Annotated in this window: 30 protein-coding genes; 15 read left to right on the top strand and 15 right to left on the bottom strand. The window is 44.3% G+C overall.

Features of this window, described 5'->3' with window-relative positions:
- The first annotated feature begins 38 nt into the window (after window positions 1–38).
- Window positions 39–596, top strand: a complete 558-nt coding sequence (locus tag C7475_RS14875) for a hypothetical protein (RefSeq protein ID WP_199236238.1) — start codon at window positions 39–41, stop codon at window positions 594–596.
- Here the strand turns inward: C7475_RS14875 and C7475_RS14870 are convergent, their stop codons facing one another.
- Complete coding sequence (locus C7475_RS14870) at window positions 597–995, bottom strand: GNAT family N-acetyltransferase (RefSeq protein WP_110054183.1); 399 nt, start codon at window positions 993–995, stop codon at window positions 597–599.
- A 165-nt stretch (window positions 996–1,160) separates the two neighbouring features.
- Between C7475_RS14870 and C7475_RS14865 the strand changes: the two genes are divergently transcribed.
- Complete coding sequence (locus C7475_RS14865; RefSeq protein ID WP_233259864.1) at window positions 1,161–1,679, top strand: GNAT family N-acetyltransferase; 519 nt, start codon at window positions 1,161–1,163, stop codon at window positions 1,677–1,679.
- A gap of 10 nt (window positions 1,680–1,689) precedes the next feature.
- Here the strand turns inward: C7475_RS14865 and C7475_RS14860 are convergent, their stop codons facing one another.
- From C7475_RS14860 to C7475_RS14850, 3 genes are read right to left on the bottom strand one after another with little or no spacing between them, the layout of a single operon-like run.
- On the bottom strand, window positions 1,690–1,989 hold the full coding sequence (locus tag C7475_RS14860) for a hypothetical protein (RefSeq protein WP_110054181.1): 300 nt from the start codon (window positions 1,987–1,989) through the stop codon (window positions 1,690–1,692).
- Window positions 1,990–2,019: 30 nt separating this feature from the next.
- Window positions 2,020–2,295, bottom strand: coding sequence for a hypothetical protein (locus C7475_RS14855; protein WP_146217557.1), 276 nt, complete (start codon window positions 2,293–2,295; stop codon window positions 2,020–2,022).
- A gap of 29 nt (window positions 2,296–2,324) precedes the next feature.
- Window positions 2,325–3,254 (bottom strand): zeta toxin family protein, encoded by a 930-nt coding sequence (locus C7475_RS14850; RefSeq protein ID WP_110054179.1) that lies wholly within the window; start codon window positions 3,252–3,254, stop codon window positions 2,325–2,327.
- Window positions 3,255–3,447: 193 nt separating this feature from the next.
- Here C7475_RS14850 and C7475_RS14845 point away from each other — a divergent pair, with 193 nt between their 5' ends.
- Entirely contained in the window at window positions 3,448–4,287 is an 840-nt protein-coding gene (locus C7475_RS14845; protein WP_110054178.1) for a universal stress protein, read from the top strand.
- A gap of 3 nt (window positions 4,288–4,290) precedes the next feature.
- Here C7475_RS14845 and C7475_RS14840 read toward each other — a convergent pair whose 3' ends face one another.
- The 4 genes from C7475_RS14840 to C7475_RS14825 form a co-directional block, all read right to left on the bottom strand.
- Entirely contained in the window at window positions 4,291–4,689 is a 399-nt protein-coding gene (locus C7475_RS14840; protein ID WP_110054177.1) for a DoxX family protein, read from the bottom strand.
- 100 nt (window positions 4,690–4,789) lie between these two features.
- Window positions 4,790–5,701 (bottom strand): bifunctional 2-polyprenyl-6-hydroxyphenol methylase/3-demethylubiquinol 3-O-methyltransferase UbiG, encoded by a 912-nt coding sequence (locus tag C7475_RS14835; RefSeq protein WP_158286507.1) that lies wholly within the window; start codon window positions 5,699–5,701, stop codon window positions 4,790–4,792.
- Between the two features lie 103 nt (window positions 5,702–5,804).
- Window positions 5,805–6,347 (bottom strand): DUF4199 domain-containing protein, encoded by a 543-nt coding sequence (locus C7475_RS14830; protein ID WP_110054175.1) that lies wholly within the window; start codon window positions 6,345–6,347, stop codon window positions 5,805–5,807.
- 111 nt (window positions 6,348–6,458) lie between these two features.
- On the bottom strand, window positions 6,459–6,959 hold the full coding sequence (locus C7475_RS14825) for a response regulator transcription factor (RefSeq protein ID WP_199236237.1): 501 nt from the start codon (window positions 6,957–6,959) through the stop codon (window positions 6,459–6,461).
- Between the two features lie 93 nt (window positions 6,960–7,052).
- Here C7475_RS14825 and C7475_RS14820 point away from each other — a divergent pair, with 93 nt between their 5' ends.
- From C7475_RS14820 to C7475_RS14800, 5 genes are all read left to right on the top strand, one after another.
- The gene (locus C7475_RS14820; RefSeq protein ID WP_110054173.1) at window positions 7,053–7,643 is read left to right on the top strand and encodes a phosphatase PAP2 family protein; all 591 of its coding nucleotides are present in this window, start codon (window positions 7,053–7,055) and stop codon (window positions 7,641–7,643) included.
- Window positions 7,644–7,981: 338 nt separating this feature from the next.
- Complete coding sequence (locus tag C7475_RS14815; protein ID WP_110054172.1) at window positions 7,982–8,521, top strand: hypothetical protein; 540 nt, start codon at window positions 7,982–7,984, stop codon at window positions 8,519–8,521.
- Between the two features lie 287 nt (window positions 8,522–8,808).
- Window positions 8,809–9,048, top strand: coding sequence for a hypothetical protein (locus tag C7475_RS14810; protein ID WP_110054622.1), 240 nt, complete (start codon window positions 8,809–8,811; stop codon window positions 9,046–9,048).
- Between the two features lie 27 nt (window positions 9,049–9,075).
- The gene (locus C7475_RS14805) at window positions 9,076–9,489 is read left to right on the top strand and encodes a VOC family protein (protein ID WP_110054171.1); all 414 of its coding nucleotides are present in this window, start codon (window positions 9,076–9,078) and stop codon (window positions 9,487–9,489) included.
- 35 nt (window positions 9,490–9,524) lie between these two features.
- Window positions 9,525–9,851 (top strand): helix-turn-helix transcriptional regulator, encoded by a 327-nt coding sequence (locus C7475_RS14800; RefSeq protein ID WP_110054170.1) that lies wholly within the window; start codon window positions 9,525–9,527, stop codon window positions 9,849–9,851.
- Between the two features lie 68 nt (window positions 9,852–9,919).
- On the opposite strand, the gene C7475_RS14795 is transcribed toward C7475_RS14800, so the two are convergent.
- Window positions 9,920–10,333: a group III truncated hemoglobin gene (locus C7475_RS14795; RefSeq protein ID WP_110054169.1), complete on the bottom strand. Its 414-nt coding sequence runs from the start codon at window positions 10,331–10,333 to the stop codon at window positions 9,920–9,922.
- Between the two features lie 151 nt (window positions 10,334–10,484).
- Between C7475_RS14795 and C7475_RS14790 the strand changes: the two genes are divergently transcribed.
- The 3 genes from C7475_RS14790 (at window position 10,485) to C7475_RS14780 (ending at window position 13,637) form a co-directional block, all read left to right on the top strand.
- Entirely contained in the window at window positions 10,485–10,919 is a 435-nt protein-coding gene (locus C7475_RS14790; RefSeq protein WP_110054168.1) for an Rrf2 family transcriptional regulator, read from the top strand.
- 95 nt (window positions 10,920–11,014) lie between these two features.
- Window positions 11,015–11,269 carry a DUF2249 domain-containing protein gene (locus C7475_RS14785; RefSeq protein ID WP_110054167.1) on the top strand — a complete coding sequence of 85 codons (255 nt, stop codon included), beginning with the start codon at window positions 11,015–11,017 and terminating at the stop codon, window positions 11,267–11,269.
- 124 nt (window positions 11,270–11,393) lie between these two features.
- Window positions 11,394–13,637, top strand: coding sequence for a nitric-oxide reductase large subunit (locus tag C7475_RS14780; protein ID WP_110054166.1), 2,244 nt, complete (start codon window positions 11,394–11,396; stop codon window positions 13,635–13,637).
- 38 nt (window positions 13,638–13,675) lie between these two features.
- On the opposite strand, the gene C7475_RS14775 is transcribed toward C7475_RS14780, so the two are convergent.
- Window positions 13,676–14,185 (bottom strand): GNAT family N-acetyltransferase, encoded by a 510-nt coding sequence (locus C7475_RS14775; protein WP_110054165.1) that lies wholly within the window; start codon window positions 14,183–14,185, stop codon window positions 13,676–13,678.
- Between the two features lie 114 nt (window positions 14,186–14,299).
- Here C7475_RS14775 and C7475_RS14770 point away from each other — a divergent pair, with 114 nt between their 5' ends.
- Both C7475_RS14770 and C7475_RS14765 read left to right on the top strand, forming a co-directional pair.
- Window positions 14,300–14,611: a hypothetical protein gene (locus C7475_RS14770; protein ID WP_110054164.1), complete on the top strand. Its 312-nt coding sequence runs from the start codon at window positions 14,300–14,302 to the stop codon at window positions 14,609–14,611.
- 51 nt (window positions 14,612–14,662) lie between these two features.
- Window positions 14,663–15,118 (top strand): DinB family protein, encoded by a 456-nt coding sequence (locus C7475_RS14765; RefSeq protein WP_110054621.1) that lies wholly within the window; start codon window positions 14,663–14,665, stop codon window positions 15,116–15,118.
- A gap of 31 nt (window positions 15,119–15,149) precedes the next feature.
- Here the strand turns inward: C7475_RS14765 and C7475_RS14760 are convergent, their stop codons facing one another.
- The 4 genes from C7475_RS14760 to C7475_RS14745 all read right to left on the bottom strand — a co-directional run bounded on the left by C7475_RS14760 (window position 15,150) and on the right by C7475_RS14745 (window position 17,700).
- A complete protein-coding gene (locus C7475_RS14760) occupies window positions 15,150–15,914 on the bottom strand; it encodes a helix-turn-helix transcriptional regulator (RefSeq protein WP_110054163.1) in 765 nt (254 codons plus the stop codon).
- A gap of 41 nt (window positions 15,915–15,955) precedes the next feature.
- Window positions 15,956–16,261, bottom strand: a complete 306-nt coding sequence (locus C7475_RS14755; protein ID WP_110054162.1) for a DUF3817 domain-containing protein — start codon at window positions 16,259–16,261, stop codon at window positions 15,956–15,958.
- A 2-nt stretch (window positions 16,262–16,263) separates the two neighbouring features.
- Window positions 16,264–16,728, bottom strand: coding sequence for a hypothetical protein (locus C7475_RS14750; protein ID WP_110054161.1), 465 nt, complete (start codon window positions 16,726–16,728; stop codon window positions 16,264–16,266).
- Between the two features lie 66 nt (window positions 16,729–16,794).
- The gene (locus tag C7475_RS14745; RefSeq protein WP_110054160.1) at window positions 16,795–17,700 is read right to left on the bottom strand and encodes a helix-turn-helix domain-containing protein; all 906 of its coding nucleotides are present in this window, start codon (window positions 17,698–17,700) and stop codon (window positions 16,795–16,797) included.
- Between the two features lie 102 nt (window positions 17,701–17,802).
- On the opposite strand from C7475_RS14745, the gene C7475_RS14740 reads away from it, so the two are divergent.
- Both C7475_RS14740 and C7475_RS14735 read left to right on the top strand, forming a co-directional pair.
- Complete coding sequence (locus tag C7475_RS14740) at window positions 17,803–18,249, top strand: AAA family ATPase (protein ID WP_110054159.1); 447 nt, start codon at window positions 17,803–17,805, stop codon at window positions 18,247–18,249.
- Window positions 18,239–19,006 carry a tRNA(His) guanylyltransferase Thg1 family protein gene (locus tag C7475_RS14735; RefSeq protein ID WP_110054158.1) on the top strand — a complete coding sequence of 256 codons (768 nt, stop codon included), beginning with the start codon at window positions 18,239–18,241 and terminating at the stop codon, window positions 19,004–19,006. The genes C7475_RS14740 and C7475_RS14735 overlap by 11 nt, the downstream gene beginning before the upstream one ends.
- Window positions 19,007–19,047: 41 nt before the next feature.
- On the opposite strand, the gene C7475_RS14730 is transcribed toward C7475_RS14735, so the two are convergent.
- A complete protein-coding gene (locus C7475_RS14730) occupies window positions 19,048–20,649 on the bottom strand; it encodes a Na+/H+ antiporter (protein ID WP_110054157.1) in 1,602 nt (533 codons plus the stop codon).
- Window positions 20,650–20,721 lie beyond the last annotated feature (72 nt).

The raw sequence follows: 20,721 nt of genomic DNA, 5'->3' as shown, positions 1-20,721 counted from the left end.
TTGTAGCAATCGGTTAATAAACATAAACATCCCCTAATATGGCTATTGCTCAAACTGTCAACTTCCAGATTGCGCGTTCCCTGCGTATTTTATATTATGTACGGGCCGCGTTCAACATCATATGGGTAACGTTGATATCCATTTATGCTTACTCATCTCCGGAGATCACGGCTGCATTACTGATCATCTACCCCATTTGGGACGTCGTCGGTACAATTGCCGATATCCTGATTAACCGGGGCACCGGCTCTCTCACACCACAATATGTGAACCTGGCGATGAGTTCTATTGCAGCAATCGCCGTAGGATTTGCCATCCAGAACGGCGTTCCGCAAGCGCTCATCGTGTTCGGCATATGGGCGATGATAGCCGGCATTATCCAGCTTATAATGGGCCTTCAAAGGCAGAAGGCCTTAGGCGGACAATGGCCGATCATTATCAGTGGCGGACAATCTACTATCGGCGGACTTTCCTTCATCGTCCTGTCTAACTCTCCATTGGGCGTTGCAAGTCTGGCCGGGTATTCCGCCTTTGGTGCATTTTACTTCATACTGGCAGCTATTACGATCACCAAGCGATTAAGGAAAGGTTACTGATTATCTGCTCCGGTGGATAATGTATCCCCTGTCTTCTTTTGTGAACCCCACTTTGGGATAATAGCTCATGGCAGTAGGAACGGAGAGCAGTAAGATCATAGATTGCTCTCCGATCTTTTCCCTGGTAATTTCAATCAGTTTTTTGCCGATTCCCCATTTCTGATGATCCGGACTGACAGCCAGATCAGCAAGGTAGCTGGACCACACCCAGTCCGTGATAGTACGTGACACCCCGGCTAGTTTGTCTCCATCCCAGGCAGTTACTATCAGGTTTGAATTTTCGAACATCTTTTTTATCCTTTCAGGATCATCTGTCGGTCTTGGGAGGCCCGCGTTATTGTAAAGCTCTATTACCTGTTCAGGCGTAGGCATTACATCGGAGCTGTAGGTAATTTCCATGTATCAGCGTTTAAACATGTGGATAGATCGAAACAATGTCGTTCGCCTGGTGCTACGCGTATAAAGACACATTACTTACGCATATTAAGCCAGGTGGCTTACGCACATAAAGATATACAGTAAAAAGCAACTAAATTATTCCGGCTCCAACGTATCTTGCACCACATGACTAACAGACACATTTCAATGGTCCGGCCAGAGGACATTCCTGCAATAGACTTTCTTGTCAACAGTGCATACAGAGGCGACAGCGCCCGTATAGGTTGGACACATGAAGCTGACCTGCTGAACGGCTCGCGTGTAGACGCTGATATTATAGCTCAATTAGTAGCAGATCCGAACATCACATTGTTGAAATACACAGAAGACGGTCAGATCATCGGTTGTGTGTGTCTCGAAAAACGAGAAGATCATGTCTATCTCGGCATGCTAACTGTTAACCCTTCCCTTCAGGCCAAAGGTATCGGCAAAGCCCTGCTGGAGGCTGCTGAAAGTTATGCGCCTGTACTTGGTTGTAATACCATCGAAATGACCGTTATTACTGTCAGGGAAGAACTGATAGCCTGGTACATCCGCCGCGGTTACAGGAATACAGGTAAAATAAAAGACTTCCCTACAGGTGATACCAGATTTGGGATTCCGGTAACGCGATTGGAATTTGTGGTATTGGAGAAACAATTATGATAAGGTCGTGCTACGATAATTTAAGATATTTATCGGGATACATTTCAGGGAGCCAATCCGCCGGATTCTCACCGATCGTACGAGTGCTGCTATCCCCTTCCGCAGCCGCTTTTTTACGCCTCTCCTTTGCCATCAAAATAAGAAAGTCAACCGGGTCTATATAGTCATCGCCATCACCAAAAAAATTGGACACGTTTCTATTGTACCGATCCATTTTAATCCTTTCACGTTCTTTCTGTCTCATTCTTCTGAGATACCCCCGTTGTTTTCCTTTTATATAACAACGTCCTTTAACTTTTCTTCCTCTCATATAATTAATTTAAAACTTAAAAATCTGTTCTTATATTCCTACAACAAGCAAACCGGCAGGTTCCTCATTCGGCATACGAATAATACGTCCCTTTTCAGCTGCGTTATGTCCCTCTCTTTCAGGAATTTCAATTTCTGGCTTGTCGCCCACTAACGTAATACCACACGCATCTGATTTATCAAGGTAGTCAAATGCATGCAGGTACTTGTACAATTCAAGGTCTTCACGGCTTTTCTTTTTCATTCTAAAGAGGCCCCGCTTTGTTCTTGCCTTGTAACAGCGGCCTTCTATTCTTTTTCCTTTCATATAAAATATTTAAAGCGTCTATAATAAATCTATATTCCTTCATACCAGTCTGCAGGGTTCTCTCCATCCGGATTTATAGGACGTCGTGCAGCGAATTCATCTGCATTTTCACCGGTATCAATTACGCCGGTACTTTTAAAAAGATGACCCATATTTTCTTTTAACAGATAGTATGACAATAAAGGGTCATTCGCTACATGATCAAATACATACCCTAAAGGAACATACCTTTTCGTCTGATCAAATCTATTCAATGCCCTGATGGTAGCTTCTCTTCTTTTTAACGCCAGTAATGTTAAGTGAATCTCGTAACCCATATTATCCAGGTACTTCAGTATGCTAACTATTCCCGCCGTACTGCGTCCTATTTTAAGGATAACAATGTTATATTGATTAGTTGCAGACAATTCAGATAGCCCTTTCAGACTGAAAGGATTATCGTATTTAAATCCATATATAACATGATCTGACTCCTCCTGTAAAAAAGATGCACCGCATTCATATTCAAACTCTGGAAATTTCCGTTTTGCCAGATCGCAGTCTAATATAATGGCATGCTTCTTCTCTGCTATTGAACTTGCTATTGTAGACTTTCCGGATGCCGGCGGACCAATCAGAATATAAGCTTTTCTTTCCTTTTTTATACCCGACTTAGGCAAGGAGCCTCCAATACCGAGTATTGTTTCATCCTCCTTGTTTGTTTTACTCAGTGTAAATAATTCATGAATGACCTGCTTCCGAAGTTTCCTTCTATCCATATCATTTACGCAACCTCTGTCACGATACTTTGTACTGACTAGCGTATTTTCTGCCTCTTTGAAATCGATAAGTATCTTTTCATTAGTAACAATTTTCCTGATAGTTTCTGACGGGACCTTGTGGTCAACCTGAAGAACCGTTACAAGAAAATGCTCAACTAAATCATCATCCCGAAGAAGACGAGAGAAGTTTAAACCCATAATGTTCTGGTGTATTTGGTAACAAACTATATTTCTATCACATGACACTCTAAATTACTGATATTTCCGAATACAAAAAAAATTTCATACTCAATTTATTCAACATTTATCAAAGTTATAAATTGAGAATAAAGATGATCCCTCATCTATAACACTGGCCTGATTTTTTCGGCATGTTTTCTTAAAATGCCTTATGCAAACCATCCTCGTACTTACAGATTTTTCCGACGTTGCCCTACGCGCTGCTCATTACGCCATACACCTGGCCGGACAGCTGCATTGCAACCGCATCCTTTTGTTCAACGCATTTCAAAGCCTTGAACCTGTCGCAAATATGCCTGTCACTCCCGAGATGCCTGTTGTACAAGCCAATCCGGATGAACTGTATAAAGAGAGTACAACACAGCTGGAGAATCTCCGCAGAACGCTGCAGCCATCGGCTCCCGACGTCACTATTGATACATTGTCGGAAGATGATATCCTGGAAGAAGCTGTTAAAAAACTGATCAGTAAAGAACAGATTGATCTTGTAGTGGCGGGGCTTTCAGACAAATCTAACATTGAAAAATTCCTGGTGGGCAGTCATAGTGTACGCGTGATGGAGACCTCAGACTATCCCCTGGTAATTGTCCCGGAAGACGCAAAAGTAACAGCGCTTGAAAAAGTACTGCTGGCTGTGGATTTTGATATACTACGACGTGGGCATTCATTACCCCGGCTGGTTGAAATACTCAACAGTTTACAAGCCGAACTGTACGTTGTTAATGTTGCCAAAGATGAGGATTATTCTTCCCAGACGAAAGAAGACATCAGCCATCTTCATGGCTTGCTCGACAAATACAAAGCTTCCTTCCATTATGTAGAAGACAGCAACGTCGTTGAGGGTGTCAACGAGTTTGCTGCCCAACACAATATTTCACTGATCATCGCTATCCACGAAAAGAAAGGTTTCCTGGCCACCTTATTCGGGAAGAGCGTATCGAAGCAATTAGCATGGAAGAGTGATGTGCCGCTGCTCATCATTCCTGCTTAAGCCTCAGATAACTGCTAGTCGTGCCGTGCCCTTCACAGCTTCATAACGCTTCCAGGCATAATAAGGCACGAACATGATCAGTAATGCTACTATCGGTGCAATCAGCTCTCCGGTAGGGTCCCCTACGGCTAAACGGGAACAGAATGCCCCTATAAAATTGATGGCGAAACCGGCATATGCCCATTCCCTGATAGTTTGAAACTTAGGCTGCAGAATAGCAAGTGCGCCCAGTAATTTGGCAATGCCGAAAATGGTCAGTGTATATTCAGGATATCCCAGGTGTTTTATAACAGCCACGCCTGTTGCTTCGTGCGTAATGCCTCCTATGCTATCCATCAGCATCAACAACGCGAAAATGCTTGTCGATACCCAATAAAAAATGCTGATCTTGTTTGTTTTCATAATTGTGTGTTTTATGATACAAACATATCAGCATTTTTTGAGAGATGTGATGTGTGATCCCGACAGTCTAAGGGGGTATTCAGGACATGCCCGACCGTCCCTAATTTTTAGTAAATACTGCTACAATATTGAAGCCGTCGATCCACCGGGAGAACAACTTAACAAATACCTTATAGACAGGACTGGGGATCAGCGACATAAGCGCACCCAATACAGGCTTTGTTCCCTTGTAGTAATTTTTCTGTGCGAGGTACCACTGCTTTGCAAAACTCTTTGTATTGCTCAGCGGCTCTACTATAATATCCTGCGGAGTAACGTCATAGAACTTCTGCAATTCCGTAAATGCCCTTCTGTTCCATAAGCCGGCATGATGCGGAGGCAGGTTCAACGTATGCCACTTGTCTTGCTTAAATAAATAAGGATTATTGTTAGGCACCCCGATGATCAGTTTCCCGCCTTTTTTCAAAGCTTTGATACTCGCATCCAGGAAGCTCTTCACGTTATATATATGCTCCAGTACCTGAAAGCAGCAAACCACATCATATTCTCCCGGATGCGCCTCTGCATGGTCCTCGATCATTTCATTGTAGATACGCAGCCCTTTCTTTTCGCCCTTTGCAATAGCATCCAGGTTCAGTTCCAGACCGATGGCATTCAGACTTGCCTTCCTCATCTGCTCCAGGAAAAAACCATCTCCGGAACCGATCTCCAGCACTTTCGCCCCATGATTTATCTGGCTGATCGCATATTTATGTTCCCACTTATCGGCAGGATAATAGCCTTCATTACCTTTGTTCAGGTCCGCATAGAACTGACCGTCTCCCAGTATCCCCTCCGGGTAATAGAACCTGTAGCCGGTATCACTACATTCGTAAAGTTCTACAGCAGGTACTCCCTTGAAAAAACGACGGGTATCTACCTTCAGGTCTTTCTCGTAGATCTTTACGATCGACTCTGTAGGAAAGGTTGTGATCAGTTCGACACGGTTACCACCAGTAACAGGACTTCTCATAGTTAGTTTTTTATAACACAGTAAACTTTTCAAGGTAACAAAAAACATTTAATATTTTATCTAAATGCCAATCATTACTTAATCCTGTTATAAAAATACAGTGTTAACTGCTTAAAGCCCCTGACAGCTTTCGTGAGCGCCGTTTCAATATCAGGGCGCAGATAAGGGAAACGACTGTGCCCAATGGCAATATTTCAGCATATGTCAACAAAACAACGAAAAGCGGAGACTTGTACCAGTTACTGTACATCGCCATTTCTTTCGCTTTGGCGGCCAGTTCTGCTTCGCTGGCCCCCTTTTCCCGGGCTACGGTCAGGGTATGGGTCGTGTATTTATCCATAAAGTCCGGAATGAACAGATAGTATTCGATCAGCCAGGCCACCACATAACAGGTAGATGCTATCAGCGCTATAAAGAACCCGATCTTAAAAGCCTTTCCAAAACTGATCAAGCCGCCATTATACTTGTCCCGGTAATTCTTAACACCTACAAAAATAAAGGAGAAAGCGATCAGCATACTGGTATACCCAAGTATCTCGCTTGCCCTGAAATCGGGATCATTATAACAGGAGATCGTGGCAAATAACATCATAGCAGTGACGATCGATCCTGCGATCAATCCGAAAATAAGAATGTTCTTTTTCATCTGAAGTAGGTTTTAGTGTGGAGACAAAAGTGTCGGAAACCTTCTGTTCCTCATTCATACTTAAGGGTGATTTTTATAAAAAACGGATTTTCACCCAAAAGGTTGATTTCCTTACCTGATGATATTCAACTTCTTAGCTTTATCTACCGCCTGCGTCCTTCTTTCAACATCCATTTTGGAGAAAAGTCTCAGGGAATGTGTCTTGATAGTATTCAGTGACAGGAACAACCTGTCGGCGATCTCCTGGTTACTCAGTCCATCGGCCATTAATTGCAGTACTTCCAGCTCCCTTTTGCTCAGATTCAGTTTCTCCAGTTCATTCAGATCTGGTACAGGACCGGCACTCTTTTCGACCATGACCTCTTTTTCAATGACCACCGTTTCAATTCTGGGGCGGGATAACTTTAACGCCAGCCATATGCCCAGACCGGTAAAGATCAGGGCAATAAAGCCGATATATATTTCAAAGGCATGATCAATAATAATGAAACGCAGTTCAAGCCATTTCAATAAAAACAGTAACAGCGCCAGGGAGATGCCGTACAGAATGGTCTGCTTATTCCTGGTAATAAACTTTAGCACCATCGCTCTTCTTTTAGGTCTTACGATCAAAAATAAGACATTTCCCGCCTGCCTCCCATTCCGTATTATTTAGTAAATTGATCTGCACAGGATTGGAAAAGCCATTATTAAAAAGACAGGAACATGAAAAGCATCAGCAGGATATATCTGACATTATTACTATTCACAACAGCTACTCCCATTTTCGCCCAGTCGGGTCTTCAGCGTTTTGATGACAGAACGCTGGAATACCTGGAGGCTCATCGTACACCGGGACAGACGAAAGCCTGGCTGTTCATTTCCAACACGAACGACTATGTGAATGTGGCCATTCCTGCCGGCCTGCTGGTAGCGGGGATCATCGACAACAATCCTGATATGCGGCAGAATGCCCTGTACGTAGCCAGCAGCACTGCTACGACCTTTCTGCTGAACACACTTATCAAGAAACTGGTCAAACGGCCCCGCCCCTTCATCTCCAATGTTCATCTTACCGCTGTCTATCAGCCATCGTCAACCTCCTTTCCTTCCGGACATACCTCTTCTGCATTCAGTTCAGCAACTGCATTGGTACGGGCTTATCCGAAGTGGTATGTTATTGCACCTGCCTTCTTATGGTCGGGGGCTGTTGGTTATTCGCGGATGTACCTGGGCGTACACTACCCGTCCGACGTTACAGCAGGGGCGCTGTTGGGCGTGGGTACGGCTTTCGGGATGGGCTTTATCAGGCCATGATGAACAGCCATACGTTGATACCTAACAAGAAAAAATCTATATCCGTTGGCCCTCCCACCGCATTCCCGGACCGGATAGCATGATAATTCGGATTATCATGCACCAATAATAAACCAGCACAGTATAGTTAATCATCCTGCGATGCTCGAATAGGCTTTCTGTCGGCATACTATCGGCTTGCTATAAGGGTACCTAAAGGGTACTAAAAGGGTATCTATATATCTAAATCGATATTGAAGTGACCTTTAGATAACCTTTTTATGCTAATTTAGTATAGTTATATGTACCTTAGAGGTACGAGATATTAAACGTGTATCTATAACCTCAAAAAACCTTTTATGGCCATTGTTAAAGACAATATCCTCATGCAGCTTGTACGGGGCACCCTCGGCAAGCAGATCACGATCTACGAACGGAATGGGCAGATCATTATGGCGAAGAAACGCGGCCCATCAAAGAAAAAGCCTACACAAAAGCAGTTGGAAGCCAGGCATAAGATGACCATTGCTTCGATGCGTGCGCATATAATGCTGGAAGATCCGCAGATAAAGGCTTACTACCAGTCGCTGGCAGGACCGGGACAAAATGCCTATAATATGGCTGTGAAGGATGCTTACCGCAGTCCTGAAGTCCAAAACATCCGGTTAGAAGATGAGGAGGTAATAGTGACTGCCAAAGACGAGTTCCGGGTAGCAGCAGTGGAGGTAAAAGTAATAGACGCCGACGGCGTTGTTACCGGGAGCGGGCGGGCAGTTTTAGGCCGGAATGGAGTAGATTGGTATTATAAAGCCACTGCGCTGCCTGCCGGCGGTAGGGTCATTGTGGTAGTGAAAGATCTGCCGGGAAATCCAACGGTGAAGGAATTGCTGCTTACATAAAAACGTCTTTACCATTTACGAATGGCACTTCTGATCGGGAAGCTCCGCCTGCGTATTTTAGCATCTTCAATTCTCCGGCGCGGATTATTTTGACATGTATCTTTCCCATGTTAAAGTGGGTAGGCGTAGCTGCGTCTAAAATGTCCCATCTTCCCCCCTATTATGTCGCTTTCACGACCCGGGCAACCAAAAGGTTTCACATATTTTTGCAACCATAAGGTTCCATGTGATGTGAAATGCAATAACAGAGGCTGAAGTAAAACCTGCAACCTGAAACTTTTATGTATATGGTAGAAGTATTCAAAACCAATGTTAAAAGCCGGGAACAAGCCAACATGTTCCTAACGCAGATGCGCAAGACCTATGCAACCTATAAGGCAAATTTCGACCTGGAAGATTGTGACAGGATACTACGTGTGGAGTGTATGTCCGGGACAATTAATCCATCGGCAGTGATCCAGTTACTGAAAAGAAACGGGTTCGAGGGAGAAGTGCTGGCGGATGAAGTAATAACACCTGATTTTTAAATCTTAAAATCTATAAACCCACTTACAATGGCGACACAAATTTTCGTGAATTTACCGGTTAAAGACCTCGAAAAAACAAAGGCATTCTTCAGCGCAATGGGATTTTCATTCAATGAACAATTCACTGACGAAAAAGCTGCCTGCCTTATTATCGGAGAGAACATCTTTGCCATGTTACTGATGGAAGATTTCTTCAGATCATTCATTAAAAAGGACATCGCGGATGCTTCAAAATTTGCGGAAGTGATCAACGCATTCTCTGTTGAAACCAAAGAAAGAGTCAATGAACTGGTAGATAAGGCATTGGCAGCAGGCGCCGTGGCTTATAGCGAACCACAGGATTATGGATGGATGTATTCACGCGCGTTCCAGGACCTGGACGGACATCTCTGGGAGGTTGTATTCACTGATATGAGCGCTTTTCCGGCAACAGAAGGATAACCGGCTCACTGAAGGCAACTTAAAATCATCCTGAAATGAGAAGAGATACCTTTCAGGCAATAGCCGATCCTACCCGCAGGGAAATCCTGAACATGTTAGCCGGCAAACCGCTTAACATCAATATGGTGGCAGCCCGGTTTAATGTAAGCCGGACTGCTGTCTACAAACATCTGAAAATATTAGTGGAATGCGGGCTTATAGAGATCCGGCAATGCGGACGGCTACGGTATTGCGAAGCCCGTCCTGAAAAACTGACTGAAATTACAGACTGGTTGGAAAAGTACCGTCGCTTATGGACAGACAAACTGGATAAACTCGAAGGGTATCTCAACGAAAAGTCAGCAAAAAATAAACCCTCATAAATATCTCCTTCCGCCAAATGCGACACCGGAGCCGGCTGCATGTTACTGATAATATGTTTCCGCTCCGGTTAGTTGCTTTTTATCTGTAATCCCGTATTAGGTGTAAATCCCAACATAGACTGCATGACCCTCCCGATATTTTTAGCCCGTGCCTTTGCGTTATCAGCTACCTCTCCCGCAAACAATGTATCTACAGTACTATTGAAGAGCAACAACCACTGACTAAAATGACTCGGATCTATTGGCAAAGAAAAGTGTTTCGTCATAGGATCTCCCTTATACTTTCCGGAATACAATAACATCATACTCCAGAAATTACACATGATCTGCAGATGTGGCCCCCAGTCGCCGGGAATAGCCTTCTCAAATACAGGCCCCAGTAACTCATCAGCCCTAACCTTGTCATAAAAAGTATGCACGAGCAGTGTTATATCTTCTTCCGTCCGGATATCCGCCAATGGCGGTAATTCTGTATCTGCCATGATTGTTAATACTTGTCGTTACTTAAAACAGCAATATCCTGTCAACATCGCCTCTTTAACAATATCAAAGTTAGGGGCTTTTTGATAATTAAAAGACTTTTTTATCTTTTAATTTAAAAACGCCTATATTTGCTATAATTAAACTGAAAGGATGTTTTCGAAAACTTGTGAATACGCCATCCGGGCAATGATATTTATTTCTCAGAAGTCGAAAGACGGCAGTAAAATAGGTATCAAGGATATTGCTAAAGGAATAGACTCTCCCGAACACTTCATCGCAAAGATCTTACAGGAGCTTAGCAGGAAAGGTGTCGTGCAGTCCCTGAAAGGTCCGACCGGCGGCTTCTATCTCGATAACAGCGGAAGAAAAACATCTCTCGCTACCATCGTAAAAGCGGTTGACGGCGACAGTATCTTCTCGGGTTGCGGCCTCGGATTGAAGCAATGTTCCGACAAGTATCCCTGCCCTCTTCATCATGAGTTTACCAACATAAGAAGAGACATCACCAACATGCTGACTAAAACCAAAGTTGGCGATCTCCAGGAAGAGCTGGATAAAAAATTGACATTCCTCCGCAGAGACTAAAATTTTTTGAAATAATAAAAGACAAAAAGGTATTAAATAGATTAAGTAAGAATTATAATCACAGATAAAATTTAGTTACAATAAATCCATTTAAGATGAATACTATTAAAACACTGGACGTACCCTCGCTTCAACAGGCTATAAAACATAAGACCGTTATCCAGACATTTGATGATCTCCTTCCAGGCGAGGCTTTTATCATACACAACGATCATGATCCTAAGCCGCTTTATCATGAATTGATGAGAAAAAAAGGGGACATTTTCACCTTTGATTACCTGGAAAACGGTCCTGCAATATGGCGTGTGCTGGTGAAAAAGAAGCCTCTGCCAACAGATGAAAACATTTAAACATACCATCCTGACACATATCCATCCTTAAAATAAACATCCCGTTTTCCTGAGACTGTACAACCGGAACAAAACTGTCCTGGTGATCCTTCTATACGGTCTATACCAACTATAACATATAACCATGACTACTAGAAAACTATGGCTTGCACTGGCCCTGGTAATGGCCAGCTCATTTGCCGTGCTCATATTCTTCGGCAATGACATATACAGAAAAGCTCCTCCGATACCCACAAAAGTAATAAGCGAAACCGGCGAGGTATTGTTCAGCGGACAAGACATCAAAGACGGGCAGAACGTCTGGCAGTCTATCGGCGGACAAACAGTAGGCAGCATCTGGGGGCACGGTGCATACATTGCTCCCGACTGGACGGCCGACTATCTGCACCGCGAATCGCTCGCTATGCTGGACGCACTTGCAGAAAAAGACGGCAAGGTATATAGCAAGTTATCTGCTGAAGAACAACTTATCTACAAAGAGAGAATGAAACAGGACCTGCGGGTCAATACTTTCAATGCCGAACAGAATACCATCACGTATTCAGTTAGCAGAGCCAAAGTATTTCATGAAATGGCGGCCTATTACACAAAGCTTTTCATGAATGACCCCTCTTTTAGTGTACTCCGGAATCAGTATGCTATACCGGAAGGCACTATTAAAGATCCGGAGCGTATGCGCCTGATGGCCGCCTTCTTTGCGTGGAGCACCTGGGTATGTATCAGTGAACGGCCTGACGGTACGCACGTGACCTATACGAATAACTGGCCGGGCGATGAACTTGTAGGCAATGTTCCTTCTGCATCACTTCATCTGTGGTCGGGCTTCAGCGTATTGTTGTTGTTGGGATGTATTGCGCTGCTGGTATTATACCATGTGCGCAATAAAGAAGATGAACATGTCGACCTGCCTGCTACTGACCCGTTGAGGAACATGCAGCCAACGCCTTCTATGAAAGCGGTCCTGAAATATATCTGGGTGGTGAGTATCCTCATCCTGGTGCAGATGCTGGCGGGTATTATTACCGCACACTATGGTGTGGAAGGACAAGGGTTTTACGGCATCCCGCTCGATAAATTCCTGCCGCAATCTATCTCCCGCAGCTGGCACGTACAACTGGCCATCTTCTGGATCGCTACCTCATGGCTGGCTACCGGTCTTTATATGGGGCCTGCTATATCTGGCTACGAGCCTCGTTTTCAGAAGCTGGGGGTGAATGTACTTTTCATTGCGCTCATTATTGTAGTAGGTGGCTCGTTGACGGGGCAATGGTTAGGTGTCATGCAGAAACTTGGATTGGTAGACAACTTCCTCTGGGGGCATCAGGGATACGAGTATATAGAGCTGGGAAGGATCTGGCAGATATTATTGTTAGTAGGACTGGTACTCTGGCTAGTGCTGATGTTACGCGCATTATGTCCGGCGTTAAAGAAGAAAGATGAAAGCCGTCACCTGCTGACGCTATTCGTGATCGCGTCTGTCGCCATTGCTGTATTCTATGCGGCGGGCCTGATGTATGGCAGACAAACGCACCTGGCTATTGCCGAATACTGGCGCTGGTGGGTAGTGCATCTGTGGGTGGAAGGTTTCTTCGAGGTATTTGCTACTGTGGTATCTGCATTCCTGTTTTGCAGGCTGGGATTGCTACGCATGCAGTCAGCAACCATTGGCGTACTTTTCTCTACCATCGTCTTCCTTGCGGGTGGTATCCTGGGTACGTTCCATCACATTTATTTCAGTGCCACACCTGTTGCAGTGCTGGCGTTGGGCGCTACATTCAGCGCATTGGAAATAGTACCGTTGGTGCTGATAGGATATGAAGCATATCATAACTATACGCTCAGCAAATCCACTCCATGGATCAAAGCGTACAAGTGGCCTATCTACTGTTTCATCGCCATCTGTTTCTGGAATTTCCTGGGTGCGGGCATCTTTGGTTTTGCGATCAATCCACCGATCGCATTGTACTACATACAGGGCCTTAATACGACAGCAGTACATGGGCATACCGCATTGTTCGGCGTATATGGCATATTGGGTATAGGGCTGATGTTGTTTGTGCTGCGTGGCTTATATCCTAATCATCACTGGAATGAAAGATTAATTGGCCGCGCATTCTGGCTGATCAATATAGGGTTGCTGGTAATGGTAACTGTCAGCATGTTACCGATAGGCGTTATGCAGGGTATGGCTTCCATTCAGCATGGATACTGGTATGCACGTTCCGCTGAATTCATGCACACCGACACGATGCAGTTCTTACGCTGGTTGCGCGTACCAGGCGATATCCTGCTGGCGACAGGAGAATTATTGCTCGTAGTATTTATTATCGGATTGAAGACAGGATGGTCATTGAAGGATAAGCGATAAAACGACCACTCAATAACAATAGGAACCGGGCAACAAATTTATTGTTGTCCGGTTGCCTGTTCGCTTACTTTAGTATTTTCAACGGCAGCTTTTTCAGAAAGTGTTTCAGCACCAATTGTATACTCGTATACTTTTTGTTGTTTACACTCTATAAAACCGGTTTTGGTATAGAAGGCCTGTGCGCCTTCCCTGATCACATTCGTACGTACACGCAATTTGTCGATGTTCCTTTCGGCAGACCATTTCTTTGCTTTTTCAATTAATAGTCTTCCGATACCTTTTCCGTGTGCATTGCGTGCAACGACCAGCCCTCCGATCTCACAAAAAGGACCACATTCAAGACGGATGGTATAGAGCACATGGATCCATCCGACAACGGTTTCACCGCTGACCGCAACATAGGCTACATCGCAAATACTTTTATCAATCGCCTGAATGTATGAGATTGTGTCTTTAACTGTTGAGGGGTATCCTAATTCGGCTGATAAAGCGGCTACCTGCGCCGCGTCTTTCACTGATACATGCCTTACATAAATCGCACCGTTCATTTACTGCTTATTTACATTAATCGAATTCCAAATATAATTGGATGGAATAAAAGTAAACATTTTCATGCTTGGCATGGCATATTTATTGGGATATTTGTAATTAAAAAAAGTGCTATGGACGACACACATGATATTAAAATTATTCCTGTTGACTACAACTCAAATGAGATGCCGGATGCAGTAAAAAGGTATCAACCCATCCTGCTAAATGACGGAAATGAATATTGTTGTTTGCTGGGAGAAATTCCTGAGTACGGCATTTATGGCTGTGGCGACAGTCCGGAAGAGGCAATCATGCACTGGAACCAGAAGTATCTGCAGAAAACTGTTGAAGGAGCCCTGTTTTCAACCAAACGACCTGTACTTGGAGATCACACCACCAATGAATTAGTAAAGGCCTATTTCTACAGCAGCATGTCCCATTAATGCAACATCCCGTAGAAAATTATGTATCTTGGCATAAAGGAAACCTTATATATGTCAACATTAGCCGCACTAAAACAATTATACAATCGCGATCTGAACAAGTTAAAGGAGGAAATATCTTTATATCAACATGAGCCTGCTCTATGGCTTACCGATGTAAATATTACTAACCCGGCCGGCAATTTATGTTTACATCTGGTGGGAAATTTAAATACGTTCATCGGTGTACATTTAGGTAACACGGATTATATCCGCAAACGGGACCTTGAATTTTCTCTAAGAGATGTTCCCCGTACAGAACTGTTGCAAAAAGTAGATGATACTATAAGGGTTGTTGAAAGTACATTGGACAGTCTTTCTGAAGACAAGTTAATGGAAGAATATCCTATTACAGTTTTTGACACCAGAACAACGAAAGCTTATATGTTGATCCATCTTGCCACACACCTCGGATACCATCTGGGACAAATTAACTATCACAGGCGCCTGCTGGATAAGACCGCATAGTTTTACCGCTTGCCATAAGTATGTTTCAGGCTTACCAGAAAGTAGCTGATCTATAAAACTCACCAGGTGTTTTACCGGTGAATGATTTGAAGTCTTTTATAAAATGCGCCTGGTCAAAATATCCGGCTTCATATGCGAGAGACGTCAATGTAGTATTGTCTGCCCGTGTTATCAGGCCTCTTAATCGTACGATAGAAGCGAACTGCTTGGGAGAAGCTCCTGTTGTTTTCCTGAACCGTTTTTCAAAGGCGTCCTGGCTGATATGCAGATCATCCAGCAACGACTTTATACGCAAGTTACCAACCGCGTGCCTGATATTGCGCACGGCCTCTTGTATCAGGAGATCGGGCTTTGCCTGCTTGCGGATCATCTTCAGTAGAAAATGTTGTATCAGATCAATACAGACCTGTTTACTTTCCGCAGCTGCCAGTTGTTCTGTGATGTCGTCGAGTTGCTGCCTGCGGATGAAATTATCAAGCGGTAGCGCTCCTCCGAACAATTCATGCATCGGTTCTTTAAAGAAAGCAGCAGCGCCGTCTTCTCTGAAAACGATCAGCAGGTTAGCTGTATTACCTGAATAGGTCAGCGACCGGGATGTCTTTCTAAGTCCGCCGAGAACAGCCGCCGGCAATATCCCCTGATCATTCTCCACCACCGTTCCCTTCAAACGGAAAGCCATGACAACAGCCGTATCCGGCAGGATCTGACTCTGCATGGCATGTTGGCTTTCAATGATCATGAAAGACCTGATGAATGGCTGTAGTGCTGCTACCGGTATGTACTGTTCAATATGCATGAAGGCAACGGGTATGCAACAAATATAATCCTTATTCCTGCTTATTCCATCCGGCGTAAAATGCGGTAGTCGACATAAAAAGTACCGAAAGGAATGATACACGCCAGTAGCACCTTCCAGGTGATCTCAGTGAACTTCCATTTGTACTCAATGCCAACACTCAGCGCATTGATCACGAAGATCACAAAGAAAAACCCATGTATCGGTCCCAGTAGTTTCACCAGGGACGGGTCGTTAGATGCGTATTTCATAGGCATTGCAATTCCAACTAATACCAATAAGGAAACTCCTTCCAGGAAACCGATCAGCCTTAAACGGCCTACTTTTGTACGAAGAAAACGTATCATGTCTAAAATGTTCTTAAATAAGGCCTGTGTGCCAGCGGCGAAAAAGGCCATGGTATAGCAATTAAAATGATTAACAGGCCAAGCGCGAACAACAATGTCATTATTCTGAACTTGCCCTGGTTAGTGACTGATCTTTTGGCGGAAGAAGAGCCGATAGTTATGACGATAACGGCAATGGACATCAGGATCACATGCAGTAGGCCGAAGAACAAGTAATCGAACTGTTTTATAGCTTCCTGGTAATTACCCCGGAAGTAAGCGATCAGCGGACTATTGAAATATAATACATATCCCAATGCGAGTTGTATATGCGCAATTGTAGCGGTTACGTGTCTGACTGTATTGTCAGCAAGTGTGAAAGAGCGTTTACTCCTCCATCCTCTGATACCCCGGTATATGGCATACAACAGGCTTAATACGACCATCCATCTGAAAAAGGAATGTAATAACAACAAGGAAAAATACATCGCTACTTATTGTACCGCAAAGCTCAGCTGAAACAGGAGAATCCGTTAGGACATAAAAAGTGTTCTTTAGGACATTTTGATCATTCTTCTGAACTCAGTCGGCGTCATTCCTTCATACCGTTTAAACAGCCGGGTGAAATAGGACTGATCTTCAAACCCCACCTGTATCGCCACTTCACTGATGGGAAAATCGGACTGGCTCAATAACACCTTTGCTTCCAGCACGATCGCCTCATCGATCCATTTCGTAGGCGCTTTCCGGGTGATCGTTCTCACCGATTTATTCAGGTGACTGGGTGAGATGTTCAACATAGCGGCATAGTCGCTCACCATATGCCTGTCCCTGATATGCTGAAACACAAGCTCCCGGAACCTGTTGGTAATACTTACTGCATTTGTTTGCGGGCTGACACTCGCCGGCTTGTATACTCTGTTCACTTCACACAACAATGCTATCAGGTAGGGTTGCAGAATATTCATGTGCTGCAATCCGCACTCCAGGTATTCTTCCAGGATGCGGTTAAAGAGATGCAATATGAACTGCGCCGTCGCCTTTCCAAGTACAATATGAGGGTTTCCCCATACTTTCAGGAACTCAAACTCTTTCAGTAATTCACTATTTCCGTATTTGCCCAACAGCATATCATCATGGAAATTGCAGAAATAGCCTTTGTTCTGATCATGTTCATCAAAAGAGAAAACCTGTCCGGCAGGTACGAACAACATCTCCCCTGCTCCGACGCGATATTGCTCACTACCGATCTTCATAGTGGCCGATCCTTCCGTAATGTACAGACAGGAATGTGTCAGGCTGCGGGAAGGAGGAACGGTCTGTTTAACATGCGGATACATGTCTTCCAGTCGGCACATCAGGAACTTATTGAGGTCGCCTTTTAGTAAAGCCTCTAATTCCCGTGAGGGCATAAACCGGGAGGTGAATGCCCGGGCGTCGTATACCTTGATCTCGTTCATATGAGGGGCAGACGAATGAGGCGGGGAAATATTGTCAGGGATTTGTTATTTATACAAACGTCCAAAAGGGAATACCTTATTTTGCACCCAATAGCTATACCCATGGAAGCGATCATATTTTGCGGACTCCAGGCTACCGGCAAAACTGGATTCTATAAAGAACATTTCTTACAAACCCATGTCAGAATTTCTCTGGACCTGCTGAAAAGCAGATACCGGGAAGATTTGTTTCTCGGCGCGTGCATCAAAGGTACTCAGCCATTTGTAGTCGATAACACAAATCCAACAGTGGCAGACAGAGAGAAATATATTCAACTCGCCAAACAACATAAGTTCAAGGTGACCGGCTATTATTTTCAATCTAAACTTGAAGATGCACTGGAAAGGAATAGCCTGCGCACCGGTAAAGCACTGGTGCCTAAAGTAGGCGTCTTAAGTACATATAAGCGGCTGGAAATTCCGCAGCTTATTGAGGGCTTTGATGAACTTCACTATGTAGAGTTAGGTGATAATGGTTTTACAATAAAGGAATGGAATCATGAAATTTGATGAATTAGACAGCAGGATGCGGGTATATGAAACGGCGCACGACAAGACCGTTCTTCCCGGCATGTACATGGTAGCCCGTATTGATGGCAGAGGATTTACGAAACTGACAAAAGAGGTACATCCTTTCGAAGCGCCCTTCGACCCAATATTCAGGGACTATATGGTAGAAACCGTCAAACACCTGATGAACAGCGGTTTTAATGTCGTATACGGTTATACAGAGAGCGATGAAATCTCCTTGTTATTCCACCTGGAAGAAAAAGCATTTGCCCGTAAGCACAGAAAATACAATTCCATCCTGGCTGGAGAAGCCAGTGCAAAATTTTCGTTGCAACTAGGAAGTCTTGCAGCATTTGATTGCAGGATCTGTGAACTGCCTAACAAGCAGCTGGTGGCAGACTATTTCAGATGGCGGAATGAGGATGCACATAGAAATGCACTCAATGCACACTGCTATTGGCAATTGAGAAAAGATAATCATACCCGGCTGACAGCCACACAGAAGATCGAAAAGATGAGCACTGCAGATAAGAATGAACTGCTGTTCAGCTACAATATCAATTTCAATGAGTTGCCCACCTGGCAAAAAAGAGGAATAGGTTTCTATTGGGCAGAGATGGATAAAACAGGCTTTAATCCTAAAACGGGGGAACCTGTTATGGTTAAAAGAAAACAACTCTATGTAAATGAGGTACTCCCGATGAAAGACGAGTACAACCAATTTATACTCCAGCTGATAGATCAAAGCGAGCAATAACTTAGAAGGCCGTCTCTACATTGAGACGGCCTTCTTATATCTTAAAACTGTAACCGCAGCTTCTCTTCTGCCAGGTCCAGCTGTGAAAAAACCTTACGGACTATCTCTTCATTAAACTCCGCTTTTTTATTTATCTCTTCCAGCGCGGCACGTTGCTCGCGCAGCAGTTCGAAATAAACAGTTTTATAACGCTTGATAGCCTGATGGCGGTTCACATCCGTACCGTGCGACTCCGCATAACTATGCAAAAAGTTTTTTTCATTCACCAGACCTGATCGCAATTGCTGTAACAATACATTCTGCTCAACGTCCGTTTTATATAACCTGTCGAGTGCTTCTAAAGTCGTATACGCCAGTTTCTTTCTAACAAGGGTTTCCTGCTCAACTTCAGACAGCAAATAATCAGGTTCTTCCAGTTTCAGCTTGCGGATCAGTACCGGCAATGTAAGTCCCTGAAGCACCAGGGTTACCAGTATTACCACAAAAGTGATAAAGAGGATCATATTACGTTGCGGGAACGGGTGATCGCCGGCCATGAGCGGAATATGCAATGCCGCCGCCAGGGATACCACACCGCGCATACCTGCCCATCCGAATACAAGCGGCATGCGCCAGCCCGGATTATTATCCGCAGTTTTGATAAACCTGCTGATAAAAACAGTAAATATAGAGGCGCCCATTGTACTGAGGATACGGGCAATGATCACTACTACTGAAATGATCAATCCATACATGATCGCTTCTTTTAGCGAGCTGTCTCCCAGCTGGTGCACCACAACCGGCAGTTCAAGACCTATCAGCATAAATACGATGCTGTTCAGCACAAATCCGACCGTAGACCATACGTTGTTCCCCTGCAAACGGCTCAAGTGACTGAGCACAGAATGGCTCTTGCTGGACATGAACAGGCCTCCGCTTACCACCGCCAATACACCGGAGAAATGAAAGGCTTCAGCCGTGATGTACATGATATACGGAGCAATCAACGTTAATACAGTGTCCATACTCGGTGTTGTAGGCAACCAACGGTGGATGGCATAAAATACCAACCCGATGGCAATACCGATGGCAATACCCATTATGATCACTACAACAAAACTAAGGGCAGCTTCCCGAAAAGAGAACGTACCTGCTACGACAGCTGTCAATGCAAAACGGTATACAATGAGACTGGATGCATCATTTAACAGGCTTTCTCCTTCAATGATCGATCTAAGCCGTTTAGGCGCTTCGACATCTTTTAATACAGTAGAAGCAGAAACTGCGTCTGGCGGGGAGATAATGCCCCCGAGCAAAAAACCGAGTGCCAGCGTAAAGCCAGGAATGAGGTTACTGGATATTACCGCTATCACACAGGAAGTGAGCAGTACGATCCCAAAGGCGAAAGAACTTATTACTCTGCGCCATTTCCAGAACTCCTTCCAGGAAGTGTACCAGGCTGCCTCATAAAGCAAAGGTGGCAGGAAGATCAGGAAGATAAGCTCGGGATTGATAGAGATGGCCGGCAAGCCGGGGATGAAACTGATTCCCAGTCCGCCTACTACCAGCACAATAGGATAAGAGATCTTAATCCTTTGAGCCAGCATCACCAGCAGCAGAATAACAAGTATAAGGCCGATGTACAATACAAAAGTAGCATGCATAGGTACTAAAATAGTATAATCTGCGGGTATTAAAAATGGCTATTTTTGCAGGGCAACATTTAACAATGACGA

This window comes from Chitinophaga sp. S165 (genome assembly GCF_003182155.1).
Lineage (GTDB): Bacteria > Bacteroidota > Bacteroidia > Chitinophagales > Chitinophagaceae > Chitinophaga.
Note: the sequence above shows the minus strand (reverse complement) of the source record. Positions and strands in the feature narration are given on the sequence as shown.